Source organism: Pantoea pleuroti, from assembly GCF_014156615.1.
Taxonomy (GTDB): Bacteria; Pseudomonadota; Gammaproteobacteria; order Enterobacterales; family Enterobacteriaceae; genus Pantoea; species Pantoea agglomerans.
In genome coordinates this window covers 203,794-217,340 of record NZ_SBFD01000001.1, presented here as the reverse complement: position 1 = coordinate 217,340, position 13,547 = coordinate 203,794, and the positions used below count along the sequence as shown (strand labels likewise).

The window sequence follows — 13,547 nt, the reverse complement described above, 5'->3', positions numbered from 1 at the left end:
ACTGCGGCTCGCTCGCCCATAAAAAAAGCTGCCACGTTTGACCGTGACAGCCTTTACAAATCTCATCTTAACTGACTGGCATTATGCCACTGGCAGCCTTTTTTCAATTCAGATTGATAGCGCGGCACTTAGCCGTTGCGATCGGGGCGATCAATGATGTGATCTTCCCAGTCCCGCACTTCACTCTCACGCACCGCAATATACCGCACCGAAATACGCTGCGCATGCATCGCTGTTTTCGAACCGGCCCGCAGCGGATGCCATACGGGTAAATCTTTGCCCTCACCCAGCAGCCGGTAAGCGCAGGTGCGCGGCAGCCAGTTGAAGGTCGTCAGATTTTCGCGCGTTAACTTGATGCAATCCTCTTCAAGCTCGAAGCGGCGCTCATAGTTACGGCACTGGCAGGTTTTAATATTGAGCTGATCACAGGCGACATTGGTGAAGTAGATCTCATCGGTGTCGGCGTCCTGCAATTTGTTCAGGCAACACTGTCCACAACCATCACACAATGATTCCCATTCCTCATCGCTCATTTGTGCCAGGCGTTTTTGTTGCCAGAAAGGGGTGTCAGTCATGATGATTTGTCCGGATTGTGCCTAAACCGCACCTTATAAAGCCTATGCGGCGGTGATGCAAGTTTTTAGAGTACGCGCGTGCTGATGCCATGACCCGCCAGTGAAACTTCCAGCTGGTCACCCGAGCGCATCGGGCCTACCCCTTCTGGCGTACCGGTCAGAATCACATCGCCTGCCCGCAGCGTAAAGTAGTGGCTCATATGGGCAATCAGCGGCAGGATTTTATGAATCATATCCGCGGTGTTGCCCTGCTGACGTACCTCACCGTTCACCAGCAATTTAAGCTCGACGTTTTGCGGATCGCCACTGAATTCCGTCACCGGGATAAAACCGGAGACAGGACAGGCGTTATCAAAGCTTTTGGATTTTTCCCACGGCTGGCCCGCTTTTTTCAGCCCGGCCTGCAGGTCACGCAGTGTCAGATCCAGCGCCACACCATAACCTGCAATTGCCTTAGCCACATGCGCATCGGTCGCCTGCTTCAGTGTCGCGCCGATCAGCACCGCCAGTTCAACTTCATGATGGACCTCGCCGAACGCGTCGGGAATAGAGAGCGGCTGACTTAAATCACACAGCGCCGTTTCCGGCTTGATAAAGATCACCGGTTCGGTTGGGGTTGCGCTGCCCATCTCTTTAATGTGCTTTGCATAATTACTCCCGACGCAAACCACTTTGCTGACCGGAAAATCTAACAGAGCGCCTTGCCAGTTACGATGCTGATACATGCTCATCCCCTGTTCAGGTTAGGTGTGATGCCAGCGCTGCTGGCGGGTTGATGTTTGCTCATGCGTTGATCGAAATGCCAACCTCATAGCGTGATAATAAGATCCTTTTAACGGTCCGGGGTGCGTAATTTGTCAGAAAGCGTAAATGCAGGCGTTGAAGTGCTGAATAATCGTACAAATCAGGAGAAAAAATTGAGCAGGGAATTTAAAAAGGGGTCAAACAGATAAGCTGCGCCGTTAATTTTGCGCAGCATCAGAGCAATATTATCCTGCCTGGATCGCACCGACAGGATTTATATTTACAGAAGAATCCGAGTTAAAGTTTTTTATCGGCCTGTAAATGAATGTTGAGGAGACTTTCAATCGGCGGAGGGAGCTGTAAATAATAGCCCTGCTCGCTCAATCCCTGCTTAACTTTATTGATATCCGCATTAGCCAGCCTGTCCCGCCCCGCCAGCTTAAGCACCATCGCCAGCTGCGGCTTGCCAAAGCCTTTCAGCAATTCTTCCGGAACGCGCGAGAAATCGTCCTTTTTTTCAACATAGAGATAAGTCTGGTCACGTAACGGGCTTCTGTAGATCACACAAAACATATTTTTTACTCGAATTAACCGGCGTTGAGGCTTGTCTGAATATAGCTGTAACTATAACATGCTTGCAGAACTTCGAATATTCACCGTTAGCGCTTCAACGATGATTTTATCATCGCCAGGCTTTCGGTAGTGAAAACAGGACTGAGTCGGGACAGATGTCGCAAACGCCAATCGAATTCAAAGGTAGCAGTTTCACCCTGTCTGTCGTCCATTTGCATCACCATGACCCTGCGGTGATTCGCAAGGCACTCCAGGACAAGATTGACCAGGCTCCAGATTTCCTGAAAAACGCGCCGGTGGTACTTAACGTCTCGACATTAAGTGCCGATGTAAACTGGAAACAGTTGCAACAGGCGGTTCTCGCCACCGGTTTACGCATTGTCGGCGTAAGCGGCTGCAAAGATGAAGCGCTGAAACGTATGATCGCCCGTGCCGGCCTGCCCGTGCTGGCAGAAGGTAAAGAGGCCAGACCGCAAGCCGCCGCGCCGCAGCCGATACCAGAACCGCTGCCGGCTGTAACCGAAACGGTAGCAACGAAAACCCGCATCGTGAACACCCCGGTGCGCTCGGGCCAGCAGATTTATGCGCGTGACGCCGATTTGATCATCACCAGCAGCGTCAGCGCCGGCGCCGAACTGGTCGCCGATGGCAATATTCACATTTACGGCATGATGCGCGGTCGCGCCCTGGCGGGTGCCAGCGGTGACCGCAACTGCCAGATTTTCTGTACCAACCTGGCTGCCGAGCTGGTCTCGATTGCCGGAGAGTACTGGATCATGGATCAGATCCCGCAAGAATTTTTTGGTAAAGCTGCGCGTCTGTGCCTGCAGGATGGCGCGCTGACTATCCAGACACTTAATTAGGCCCCTTTTCTTTTGTTAAGGAAATCAACATTTATGGCACGCATTATTGTAGTTACATCCGGTAAAGGGGGCGTTGGTAAGACCACGTCAAGCGCGGCCATCGCCACCGGTTTAGCGCAGAAAGGCAAAAAGACAGTTGTGATCGATTTTGATATCGGTCTGCGTAACCTGGATTTGATCATGGGCTGTGAGCGCCGTGTGGTCTACGACTTCGTTAACGTGATCCAGGGCGATGCCACACTGAACCAGGCGCTGATTCGCGACAAACGCACGGAGCAGCTCTACATTCTGCCTGCGTCACAGACCCGTGATAAAGATGCGCTGACCCGTGAGGGTGTTGAAAAAGTTCTGAACGATTTGGCTAAGATGGAGTTCGATTTCATCGTCTGTGACTCACCGGCAGGGATTGAAACGGGCGCACTGATGGCGCTCTACTTTGCCGATGAAGCCATTATTACTACCAACCCGGAAGTCTCTTCTGTCCGCGACTCCGACCGCATCCTCGGCATCATCTCATCCAAATCCCGTCGCGCTGAAAACAGTCAGGACCCGGTGAAGGAGCATCTGCTGCTGACCCGCTATAACCCTGGCCGGGTGAACCGTGGCGATATGCTGAGCATGGAAGATGTGCTGGAGATCCTGCGCATTCCTCTGGTCGGCGTGATCCCTGAAGATCAATCGGTGTTACGTGCCTCTAACCAGGGCGAACCGGTGATTCTTGACGGCGAATCTGATGCTGGCAAAGCCTATGCCGATACCGTTGAACGGTTGCTCGGTGAAGTACGCCCCTTCCGCTTTATCGAAGAAGAGAAGAAGGGTTTCCTGAAACGCCTGTTCGGGGGATAAACCATGGCATTACTTGATTTCTTTTTATCCCGGAAGAAGAACACTGCCAACATAGCCAAGGAAAGGCTGCAGATTATCGTGGCAGAACGGAGAAGGGGCGACAGTGAGCCCCACTATCTTCCGCAACTTAAGCGCGACATTCTGGAAGTGATTTGCAGATATGTGAAGATCGATCCAGAAATGGTAACGGTTCAGCTCGACCAGAAAGGTGATGATATCTCGATTCTGGAGCTGAACGTGACGCTGCCGGAAACGGATGAAGTGACTAAATGACGCTGACCGTTTGCTGAATTTCCCCTGCGCTCTGGCAGGGGAAATTTAACCGGTTAACAACCCGCCAGAATTTCCTCAATGCCGGGTTTCAGCAGTTCGCCCCGCCATCCGGTAAGTAACTCCGGCTGACGTCCCTGCGGCTTCAGGCCCCAGTGCTGACTTAATACCTGATTAATCTGACGTCGTGACGCCAGTAGCTCCTGACTGAATCCACTCTGCTCGCTCACCTGCTGCACCAGCGCTTTCATCGCTTTAAACACTGGCTTGTAGTGCGGATGGTCAATCAGATTGCCCAGCGGAGCCGGCAGTTCGCTCTCATCCAGCGCCTCAGCTTCTGCCACCAGCGCCACCAGCGCTTTGCCGTGGAAACGAATCTCGTGGCCTGACAGCCCCAGATGATCCAGCTCGCCCAGTGAGCCTGGCATAAAGCGCGCTACTTTCCACAGGTGCTCTTCGCGCACCACAAAGTTAACGGCCATATCTTTTTCACGCGCCAGCTTCAGACGCCACGCTGCCAGTCGCTGCAACGCCGCCAGCTGACGCGGACGCAACTGCCAGGCATTGGTAATATCCCGCCAGGCTTCATCCGGCGACAGGCTATCCAGACGACGCTGACACAGGTTATCGCACTCACTGAGGGCCGCCGCCATATTGCCGGCCTCTTCCGTATTGATCATCAGCTGACGGGCAATCGGCAGCAGATAGTGAACGTCCGCCGCCGCATACTCGCACTGACGCTGGGTCAGAGGGCGCGCCAGCCAGTCCGTGCGTGATTCACTTTTATCGAGTTCGACCTGAGTGAAATGTGCCACCATTGAGGCAAAACCCCAGGAGAGCGGCTGGCCAGAGAATGCCGCCAGAATCTGGGTATCGATCATGGGCGTCGGCAGCACGCCGAAACGGTGCAGGAAGACTTCCAGATCTTCACCACCGGCATGCAGGAATTTGGTGACGCTGGTGTCGGTCAGCAAGGCAATAAAGGGTGACCAGTCACGGATATTCAGCGGGTCAATCAGCACCAGTTGCTGATCGTCGAACAGCTGGATCAGACCAAGCTGAGGGTAGTAAGTGCGGGTGCGGACAAATTCGGTATCCAGGGCCACCGCCGCGTGCTGGCGCGCTTTCTGACACACGTCTGCCAGTTGATCATCCTGGTCGATAAGGGAATAGTTCACGTCTGATTTCCACCGCAGCCAACAACGCGCGGCGCTCCATGTTAAAAACAATAAAAACGCCGGACATGCCGGCGTTCAACCTCAATTTCTGCCCGGATTCAGCTCGCGCCGGGTTTCGCCTCGTCGCGCAGCTCACGCCGCAGGATCTTGCCGACATTGGTTTTAGGCAACTCATCACGAAACTCAATGATTTTCGGCACCTTGTAACCGGTCAGCTGACGGCGACAGTGATCGAGCACCTCTTCTTTGGTCAGCGACGCATCTTTTTTCACGATGCAGACTTTTACCGCTTCGCCAGAAAGATCGCTGGGGACACCGATAGCCGCGGCTTCACGCACTTTAGGATGCTGCATCAGCACGTCTTCGATTTCATTCGGATAGACATTAAAACCTGATACCAGAATCATATCTTTTTTACGGTCAACGATGCGAATAAAGCCTTCCTGGTCAACGGTAACAATATCACCGCTGTGGAGCCAGCCATTTTTCAGCACTTCCGCTGTCGCTTCCGGATGCTGCCAGTAGCCCAGCATCACCTGCGGGCCGCTGATGCAAAGTTCGCCCGGTTCACCCGGAGCGACTTCATTGCCGTCGTCATCCAGAATAAGCACATCTGTCGAGGGCACCGGCAGACCGATACTGCCGGTATGGCAGCTGATGTCATAGGGATTGACTGACACCAGCGGAGAACACTCTGTCAGGCCATAGCCTTCCAGCAGATAGTGTCCGGTCAGTTTTTCCCAGCGCTCGGCCACCACTTTCTGCACCGCCATTCCGCCACCGGCGGAAAGACGCAGCGTTGAAAAATCGAGTTTATTGAACTGCTCATCGTTGAGTAGCGCGTTAAACAGCGTGTTCACGCCGGTAATGGCGGTAAACGGAAATTTCCCCAGCTCTTTAACAAAGCCGGGGATATCGCGCGGATTGGTGATCAACAGATTCTGACCGCCCAGCTCCAGGAACAGCAGGCCATTCACCGTTAAGGCGAAAATGTGATAAAGCGGCAGCGCGGTAACGACACACTCTTTACCGTCGCGCAGCACTTTGCCGTAGGTCGCGCGGGTCTGTTCAAGATTCGCCTGCATGTTGCGATGGGTCAGCATCGCCCCTTTGGCTACGCCAGTGGTGCCACCGGTATATTGCAGGAAGGCGAGATCGTCATTGGAGACCGTCGGGCGTTGATAATTGAGCGTTTCGCCGACTTCCAGTACGTGGCGAAATGAGATAGCCCCCGGCAGATGGTATTTGGGCACCAGCTTCTTCACATACTTAACGACAAAGTTAACCAGCGTCGCTTTTATCGGCGCCAGCTGATCGCCCATCCGGGTCAGGATAACGTGCCGCACAGCGGTTTTCGCCACCACTTTTTCCAGCGTGTGCGCAAAATTCGAGACAATGACAATCGCACTGGCCCCACTGTCATTGAGCTGATGCTGCAGCTCGCGCGGCGTATAGAGCGGATTGACATTGACCACCACCATACCCGCACGCAGCACACCAAACAGGGCCACCGGATACTGCAGCAAATTAGGCATCATCAGCGCCACCCGGTCACCCGCTTTCAGGCCCAGCTGTTGCTGAAGATAGGCGGCAAAAGCGCGGCTCTTCTCTTCCAGCTGACGATAACTCATCTTCTGACCCATGTTCAGGAACGCGGGTTGATCGGCATAGCGTTTTGCGGCCTGCTCAAACAGATCCACCAGCGAGGTGTAACGATCTGCACTTATTTCGGCAGGCACATCTGCCGGGTAGCGTTTCAGCCAAACCTTATTCAAGGATCCACCCCGATAATTATGTTGTATTTCCATCGCTGCCTCAGCCAATCTGGTTTGTTAACAATATTTTAACTGATTGTACCAGTTTGCCTGTTTTGGCATGTTGAGGTTGCGAAGTGCATCACTAAATTTCGTGCTGATAAAACAGGCAAATAAAAAGCCCGGCAGCGAGCACCGCGACCGGGCTGATAATTAAATGTTTTTTCACTTACTCGGTCAGAATGGTCTGCACCTCTGCCGGCCCACTGTTCATCATTCCCCAGTAGGGATTCGGGCCCCAGTATCCGCCGCGATGGCGGGTCGGACCATACCAGATCCAGGGATCCATCGGCTGGGGTGGTGCTGTCACCTGCTGGGTAAGTCGCCAGCGCTGATAACCGCGCACATCGATGACCGCAAATTTGTAATCCGCTTCGCCAATTTTGCCCTGCTCCGTCCCCTTCAGGGTACCCAGCACCGTCACATACTGATTTCTGACATCCACCGGATCAACAAACCCGCGGATATCGGCATAAATCCGGCCAACCGAGGCCGCACCCAGACGCGGTCTGGCGCTATCATCCAGCGGCTGTGCAGCAATCTCAAGCCGGGTTTTGCCGTTCAGGTTAGTGACATTCACTACCTTGCCGCCAAAGCGCGATTCCTGCCCGACAAAGAGCGAAGGATCGCTCATGACCCGCAACAGATCCTGCTGCGGCTGAGGTGAGCTGCCCTGCAGCGTGTCAGGAATTGAGACACAACCGGTTAACGCCAGCACACAGGTCAGCAACAGACCTGAAAGCCCTTTACCACACATTGACGACATAGACGTTCTCCCGTTAGGTAAAGAGTTAGACTGGACGCATAACAATAAGTTGCGTGCATTTTACCGGCCAGGTAATTTTTTCCAGGCGACTTCATTACGCAGATAAGTGGGCTCCGCCGTTTCCGGCAGTAGCGTCTTCCCCTGCGCCAGCGCAAGGGTCGCCAGCGGCAGCATATCTTCTGCGGCGGGCAGCGTAACCTCACTGGCATTCAGGGTTAGCTCGTGTCCCTGCTGCAGGTCAGGATAAGCCTGCCAGCCGGTGCCTGCGATCATCCATTCGCCGGAGAGCGCCTGCATCCGTGCCAGTGCCGCTTCGGGCGACAGCACGCTTTCGCTGGCCTCACCCTGCCAGGCACCCTGTTCATCACGTTGATATTCGGCCCAGTAGACCTCGCCCATCCGCGCATCAATAGCGGTTAATACGCGGGTAGCACCGTGCAGACGCCATGCGCCTTCCGCCAGCGTTGCCAGCGTGGAAACTGCGATCATTGGCAGTGAAGCGCCCAGTGCCAGGCCCTGCGCAATGCCAATGCCAATCCGCACGCCGGTGAAACTGCCAGGGCCGCGACCAAAGGCGAGCGCGTCCAGATCGGTCAGTTCCAGCTGCTGTGCCAGCAGTAGCTCTTCGATCAGCGGTAAAATACGCTGGGTATGATCGCGCGGGGCAATTTCGAATCGGGCATCAATCTGTTGCTGATTCAGCAAGGCGGCTGAACAGGCTTCTGTCGCCGTATCCAGCGCTAAAATTCGGGCTGACATGACTACCTCAGAAGAAAGAAAACGGCGCGCATCTTAGCATAAAATTACGCGTCTGGTTCGGGTTGCTGGCGGATAAAGGCGATGGCGCGGGCAATGTCCCGGGTGCGCGGCGTCGGCGGCAGGCTATTGAGAAACAGCGCGCCATAAGGACGTGAAACCAGACGCTGATCGCAAATGACCAGTACGCCACGATCGTCGGTATCGCGGATTAAACGTCCCACGCCCTGCTTCAGGGTGATCACCGCATCCGGCAGCTGCACATCCGTAAAGGGATCGCCGCCACGAATCCGGCAATCTTCCATTCTGGCTTTCAACAGCGGATCTTCCGGTGAGGTAAACGGCAGTTTATCGATGATCACCAGCGACAGCGCATCACCCCGCACATCCACGCCTTCCCAGAAACTGCTGGTCGCCACCAGCAGGGCATTGCCCTTGTCGATGAACTGTTTCAGCAACTGACCCTTGCTGGTTTCACCCTGCACCAGCACGGGTAGCGTCATAGAGGCGCGAAATTCCGCGGCCAGCTCACGCATCATCAGGTGCGATGTGCACAGAAAGAAGCAGCGGCCTTTATTAGCATCAATCAGCGGCTTCATCATGGCGGCCAGCTGGCGTGCACCTCCCGGACGGTTAGGCTCAGGCAGATTGCGCGGTACGCAGAGCAGAGCCTGCTTCGCAAAGTCGAACGGGCTGTTCAGAATCAGGCTTTTCGCTGCATTCACACCCAGCCGTTCGGCGAAGTGTGCCATTTTCTCATCCACCGCCAGGGTGGCTGAGGTGAAGATCCAGGCAGCCTTACGATTGTCCATTACTTCACGGAAGCGTTCTGCCACCGAGAGCGGCGTCAGCGCCAGGATAAAGTGACGTGAGGTACATTCATACCAGTAGCTGTAGCCCGGTTCGTTAATCGCCCGCAGCCGTTTTAACCGGCCACGGTAGAGCGCGGCCCGCTCGAAGGCAGCATCCAGCAGGGCTGAACGGCCCAGTGAGAGTTTGATAACGTCGTAACAGAGTTCAAGCGCATCATCCAGCAGCGTAAACATCCGCAGGATGTTGTTATCGCTCAGCAGTACACGCAGGTTACCGCGATAGCCGGGATCGCCTAATGACAGGCGAAAATCCTGCGCGCACTGCGCCAGGCGGTCAGCGGATTTCTGCAACTGCTGGGCATCACGCACTTCGGTGCGGTAGGCGGTAATAATATCTTTGGCGAGATCGAGTAACTGGCGGCTGGAGAGCTGCTGACCAAAATACTGACTGGCGATATCGGGCAGCTGATGGGCTTCATCGAAGATCATCACATCAGCTTCGGGAATAAGTTCACCAAAGCCGCCCTCTTTCACCACCAGGTCGGCAAGAAAGAGATGGTGGTTCACGACCACCACATCGGCGTCCATAGCGCGTTTACGCGCCCTGACCACAAAACACTCTTTATAGCGCGGGCAGTCAGTGCCGAGGCAGTTATCGTTGGTGCTGGTGACCAGCGGCCAGACCGGGCTGTCTTCGGTCACGCCCGCACAGCTGCTGATGTCGCCATCTTCCGTCTGCGATGACCAGCTGCGCAGCGTCACCAGATCGGTCAGCCCCTGCGCGGTGAGATCGCCGCCCGCCATCGATTGCTGTTCCATGCGTTCCAGGCAAAGGTAGTTGGAGCGCCCTTTCAGTAAGGCCGTTTTACCTTTGAAATCCAGCGCCTTGATCATCGTGGGCAGATCGCGACCATAGAGCTGATCCTGCAGCGCCTTGGATCCGGTGGAGACAATCACTTTTTTACCGGCCCGCAGAGCGGGAGCCAGGTAGGCATAGGTTTTTCCGGTGCCGGTACCGGCCTCAACCACCAGTTCACCCTGCTGTTTTACGGCTTCAGATACCGCCTGCGCCATCTCACGCTGTGCTTCACGCGGCTTAAAGCCTGCGATCGCCAGCGCCAGCGCGCCATCCACTGCAAAATCGTCTGCCACATACCCTCACTAAGAACGGCAAAAACACTGTAATTATGTCAGTATTGGATCAACAAAGCAAAATTGATAATTATCAATGGCTTGTCTATTTTTTGCCGTTGGAAGTGTGGCAACCAGTGGCTCAGGATCGCGTCTGAAAGATGAGAAAAAGGCGGCACGGGGCCGCCTGAAGAGAAGCGCTCGCCGCACCGGGATGCCTGATGGAGAGTCGCACCGCGAGAGGCAGCAGAAATCGCTGTAACTACTCTACAATCATGCGCCCATTGAGATGCTGCAACGGACGATTGTTGGTGGTTTTCAACGCCTGTTTAAAGGCGTCGAGCTGCGCCTGAGAGAGCGTAACCGGCTGTTTCATCACCAGCCAGCGGATCCCTTCGCTGCAGGGCGGCGTCGTCAGGGAGCCGCTGAAACGATAATAGTGCAGATCTTCCGGGAAGAGATCGCGTAAATTTACCTGGCGATTAATGGTTACCTGCTGGTTTTCCTTTTTCGGCATAGCGTCGATCAAGGGTGCCAGCGCCGGGTTCTCTTTACCGACCTCAAACATCACCGCGACCACGGCCAGATCGCCATCTTCTTTGCTGTGTACAAAGTGGGCTTCAAGGGGAAAGGTGTGCCCATTGATCTGGTTCTCACTCGGCGTATGGAAGTGATACTGACGCAGCGTGAACTTTTCACTATCCAGTACAAAATCATCTTCTTCATCAACGGTCACCTGAATCGTGTGGCCATTGTTGATCACCTTCTCAGCCGACGTATGGTAGGCCAGATCGAGTGCCTGTAAATGTCCCTCAATCGGATCTTTAATATTGATTGGCGACTGGGACTTACCTTCGTGACAGATGTGGAAGTCACTGGTCAGTTCGCTCCAGTGTTCCGGGCCAGCTTTGCCTTCGTACGTCCAGTGCGGTTCCGCCGCACCGGCTACGTTAAGGGTAGAAAGCGCCACAACCAGACTTAACATTTTTGGTAATTTCATTTTTATCCCTGCTTAATAGGCTTATTTGCGGCAGGGATACTATTCCGCTCACTGCGGAGTCAGCAAGGTGACTAAATGCGTTAAATCAAAATCAGAACGAATAAAGAGTTTATAATTTTTATCGATGTTAATTTAATTAACATCGTTGATTAAATTACTTTATCTAAGCGGATTATTTTCCAGGATTATCTGAATAAACCAAACTTTCTGCGGGAATTTACCATGTCGCAATTTTAGCAAGGGATTTATTAGCAGGCGTAAGCCTGAAACAGCACGGAGAGAGGCGACACGAAGAACCTGAGAAACCGCAAAACTGCACTCGCGGTTTTGCGGTATAAGCCAGCATTCAGAAGACCAGAACGTCGTCAGACAACCTTGTCAGACGGCTAAACATCCTTTTCTGACAGATCGTCTTCCTCATCCTCTTCTTCGTCTTCCGGATAGATCTCAGCATCATCTGGCAGCGGTTCATCGTAATCAGGACGTTCAGACATAATTACCTCCGGTGATAAATAGCAATTCTGCTATTTCAACTGAGCATAGTTAACCGTCATACCGGTCGCATATTTTTCGCCTGAAGTGTGAGCCAAACGTAAAATTGCTGTAAGAGACTGAAAATGACCTCACCGCCCGGTGCTAATGGTGTATGTAAAGTGCGCCTGCCAGCATGATGATGAACAGCACCGCAAAGGTGATCACTCCCTGCTTAGTGCCTTTGGATAAACCCACAAAGGCCCCGATAACAATAAACAGCAGCGTCAGCGCGCCAGCCATAACCCAAAACAGATACTGCGTATTCGCCATTCTCTAATCCTCATCCTGTGGCGCGATTTCACGGCTGATTTATAACATTTTTAAGCCGGTTGCGCGCCCTGATTCGTTCTGGTGCCAGGCCGTTAACGTCAATTGCAGGCACGATCAATAACACTCACTCCACTCCAGAAGCTGCAAGCGTAACAGTGTGATGCAGTCTGCAAATGCAGAGGAACGCAGCCAGGAAATAAACGCGCGGATTATAATGATTAAATCAGCTTACCGTTGGGATGTGGCACCCGTAGGCTGACGTGCTGAGACTGGTTAAACATTGCCGTTCAGGCGATGTTAAACAGATGGCCCTAACCCGACTGCCTGACTCAGGCGGAGGAATATATGAACTATTTCCGCATCGGCTCTCTGGCTGGCGTGCTGCTGCTCTGCGGCTGCCAGGCACCCACGCCTGATCAGGCTCGTCAGCAGCAGCCTGTTTTTCAGGGTCAAAGCACCCGCACCGTCCCTCAGCTCAGCGACTGTATTTATCGCGGCTGGTCCACCACCAGCGTCATTGCCAGAGATAACACCACTCACACCCAGCCTGACGGCAGCGAGATCAGCGTTTTCACCTGGGAAGATTCGATTTTTGCGGATGTGTCGCCCCGCCGAAAAGGGTCTGATGTGAAATATTTCACGACTTTCCGGATGGCGCCTCAGGTGATGGCGGACAGACAGGCGATTGTTGAGCGCTGCCTGTAAGGCGTAAGGGGTGACAGCGATGTCGGGAGTGTGCCAGGCTAATGCGCAATTAACCAGGGAGAAACCGATGAGTATTACCCGCATTGACCCGGAACACCGTATGTCCGAAGCCGTGATCCACAACGACACGATCTATTACACCAGTGTGCCTGAGAATCTGGATGCCGACGCAGAAGCGCAGACAGCCAATGCGCTGGCAGTAATTGATGCGATTCTGACACGGCTCGGTAGCGATAAAAGCAAAATCCTTGATGTGACTCTGTTTCTGGTGGATAAGGCCGATTTCCCTGCGATGAACCGCGCATGGGACGCATGGGTCTCTCCAGGTAATGCGCCGGTGCGCTGCACGGTACAGGCCGGGCTGTTGAATCCGAAGTACAAAATCGAAATTAAAATTATCGCTGCACGTTAAAAACGCCGGGCGTTATTCGTCTTCGTTTTCTTCATCTTCGTCTTCGAATAGCGCCCGAATCCGTTCGCCCTTGAAATTTTGTCGGATCTCCTGCGCCACCTGGGTTATCGCTTCACCGCTCGACAAACCTCCCGCCATCAATTCCTGAATACGTTCGACGGCCTGCTGCTGCTGCTCATGAGAGAGAGCCGGTATTCCTATAAACATGTTTCACTCCTGCGTTGGGGCAGACAGTATCCCACGCGGAACTAACAGGTGCCAGTCAGGAAAAAATATGGCAGTCTGACCGCCTCTTTGC

Annotated in this window: 16 protein-coding genes; 5 read left to right on the top strand and 11 right to left on the bottom strand. The window is 53.8% G+C overall.

Annotated features, from left to right (window positions below; translation table 11 throughout):
- Positions 1-128 precede the first annotated feature (128 nt).
- The 3 genes from EPG66_RS01155 to EPG66_RS01145 form a co-directional block, all read right to left on the bottom strand.
- A complete protein-coding gene (locus EPG66_RS01155; RefSeq protein ID WP_010260578.1) occupies positions 129-575 on the bottom strand; it encodes a YcgN family cysteine cluster protein in 447 nt (148 codons plus the stop codon).
- Between the two features lie 65 nt (positions 576-640).
- Entirely contained in the window at positions 641-1,300 is a 660-nt protein-coding gene (locus EPG66_RS01150; RefSeq protein WP_069026359.1) for a fumarylacetoacetate hydrolase family protein, read from the bottom strand.
- Positions 1,301-1,616: 316 nt separating this feature from the next.
- The gene (locus tag EPG66_RS01145) at positions 1,617-1,892 is read right to left on the bottom strand and encodes a YcgL domain-containing protein (RefSeq protein WP_010260572.1); all 276 of its coding nucleotides are present in this window, start codon (positions 1,890-1,892) and stop codon (positions 1,617-1,619) included.
- 155 nt (positions 1,893-2,047) lie between these two features.
- On the opposite strand from EPG66_RS01145, the gene minC reads away from it, so the two are divergent.
- The 3 genes from minC to minE are packed head-to-tail and all read left to right on the top strand — an operon-like array spanning position 2,048 to position 3,874.
- Positions 2,048-2,755 carry a septum site-determining protein MinC gene (gene minC / locus EPG66_RS01140; RefSeq protein ID WP_031592776.1) on the top strand — a complete coding sequence of 236 codons (708 nt, stop codon included), beginning with the start codon at positions 2,048-2,050 and terminating at the stop codon, positions 2,753-2,755.
- A 33-nt stretch (positions 2,756-2,788) separates the two neighbouring features.
- Positions 2,789-3,601, top strand: coding sequence for a septum site-determining protein MinD (minD, locus tag EPG66_RS01135; RefSeq protein WP_010260569.1), 813 nt, complete (start codon positions 2,789-2,791; stop codon positions 3,599-3,601).
- A 3-nt stretch (positions 3,602-3,604) separates the two neighbouring features.
- Positions 3,605-3,874 carry a cell division topological specificity factor MinE gene (gene minE / locus EPG66_RS01130; protein ID WP_008925314.1) on the top strand — a complete coding sequence of 90 codons (270 nt, stop codon included), beginning with the start codon at positions 3,605-3,607 and terminating at the stop codon, positions 3,872-3,874.
- 53 nt (positions 3,875-3,927) lie between these two features.
- Here minE and rnd read toward each other — a convergent pair whose 3' ends face one another.
- From rnd to EPG66_RS01095, 7 genes are all read right to left on the bottom strand, one after another.
- Positions 3,928-5,049, bottom strand: a complete 1,122-nt coding sequence (gene rnd, locus EPG66_RS01125; protein ID WP_010670757.1) for a ribonuclease D — start codon at positions 5,047-5,049, stop codon at positions 3,928-3,930.
- A gap of 98 nt (positions 5,050-5,147) precedes the next feature.
- Positions 5,148-6,824 carry a long-chain-fatty-acid--CoA ligase FadD gene (gene fadD / locus EPG66_RS01120; protein WP_124890019.1) on the bottom strand — a complete coding sequence of 559 codons (1,677 nt, stop codon included), beginning with the start codon at positions 6,822-6,824 and terminating at the stop codon, positions 5,148-5,150.
- Between the two features lie 208 nt (positions 6,825-7,032).
- Complete coding sequence (locus EPG66_RS01115; RefSeq protein ID WP_031592781.1) at positions 7,033-7,629, bottom strand: Slp family lipoprotein; 597 nt, start codon at positions 7,627-7,629, stop codon at positions 7,033-7,035.
- A 60-nt stretch (positions 7,630-7,689) separates the two neighbouring features.
- Positions 7,690-8,388, bottom strand: coding sequence for a tRNA (adenosine(37)-N6)-threonylcarbamoyltransferase complex dimerization subunit type 1 TsaB (tsaB, locus tag EPG66_RS01110; RefSeq protein ID WP_182685760.1), 699 nt, complete (start codon positions 8,386-8,388; stop codon positions 7,690-7,692).
- Positions 8,389-8,432: 44 nt separating this feature from the next.
- Positions 8,433-10,349 carry a DNA repair helicase YoaA gene (yoaA, locus tag EPG66_RS01105; RefSeq protein ID WP_182685758.1) on the bottom strand — a complete coding sequence of 639 codons (1,917 nt, stop codon included), beginning with the start codon at positions 10,347-10,349 and terminating at the stop codon, positions 8,433-8,435.
- Positions 10,350-10,590: 241 nt separating this feature from the next.
- On the bottom strand, positions 10,591-11,328 hold the full coding sequence (locus tag EPG66_RS01100) for a carbonic anhydrase (protein ID WP_069026362.1): 738 nt from the start codon (positions 11,326-11,328) through the stop codon (positions 10,591-10,593).
- Positions 11,329-11,964: 636 nt separating this feature from the next.
- Positions 11,965-12,132: a hypothetical protein gene (locus EPG66_RS01095; protein ID WP_167620267.1), complete on the bottom strand. Its 168-nt coding sequence runs from the start codon at positions 12,130-12,132 to the stop codon at positions 11,965-11,967.
- Positions 12,133-12,477: 345 nt separating this feature from the next.
- On the opposite strand from EPG66_RS01095, the gene EPG66_RS01090 reads away from it, so the two are divergent.
- Positions 12,478-12,837: a hypothetical protein gene (locus EPG66_RS01090; RefSeq protein WP_182685756.1), complete on the top strand. Its 360-nt coding sequence runs from the start codon at positions 12,478-12,480 to the stop codon at positions 12,835-12,837.
- 67 nt (positions 12,838-12,904) lie between these two features.
- The gene (locus tag EPG66_RS01085) at positions 12,905-13,249 is read left to right on the top strand and encodes a RidA family protein (protein WP_182685754.1); all 345 of its coding nucleotides are present in this window, start codon (positions 12,905-12,907) and stop codon (positions 13,247-13,249) included.
- Positions 13,250-13,261: 12 nt separating this feature from the next.
- Here EPG66_RS01085 and EPG66_RS01080 read toward each other — a convergent pair whose 3' ends face one another.
- The gene (locus EPG66_RS01080; protein WP_182685751.1) at positions 13,262-13,456 is read right to left on the bottom strand and encodes a YoaH family protein; all 195 of its coding nucleotides are present in this window, start codon (positions 13,454-13,456) and stop codon (positions 13,262-13,264) included.
- Positions 13,457-13,547 lie beyond the last annotated feature (91 nt).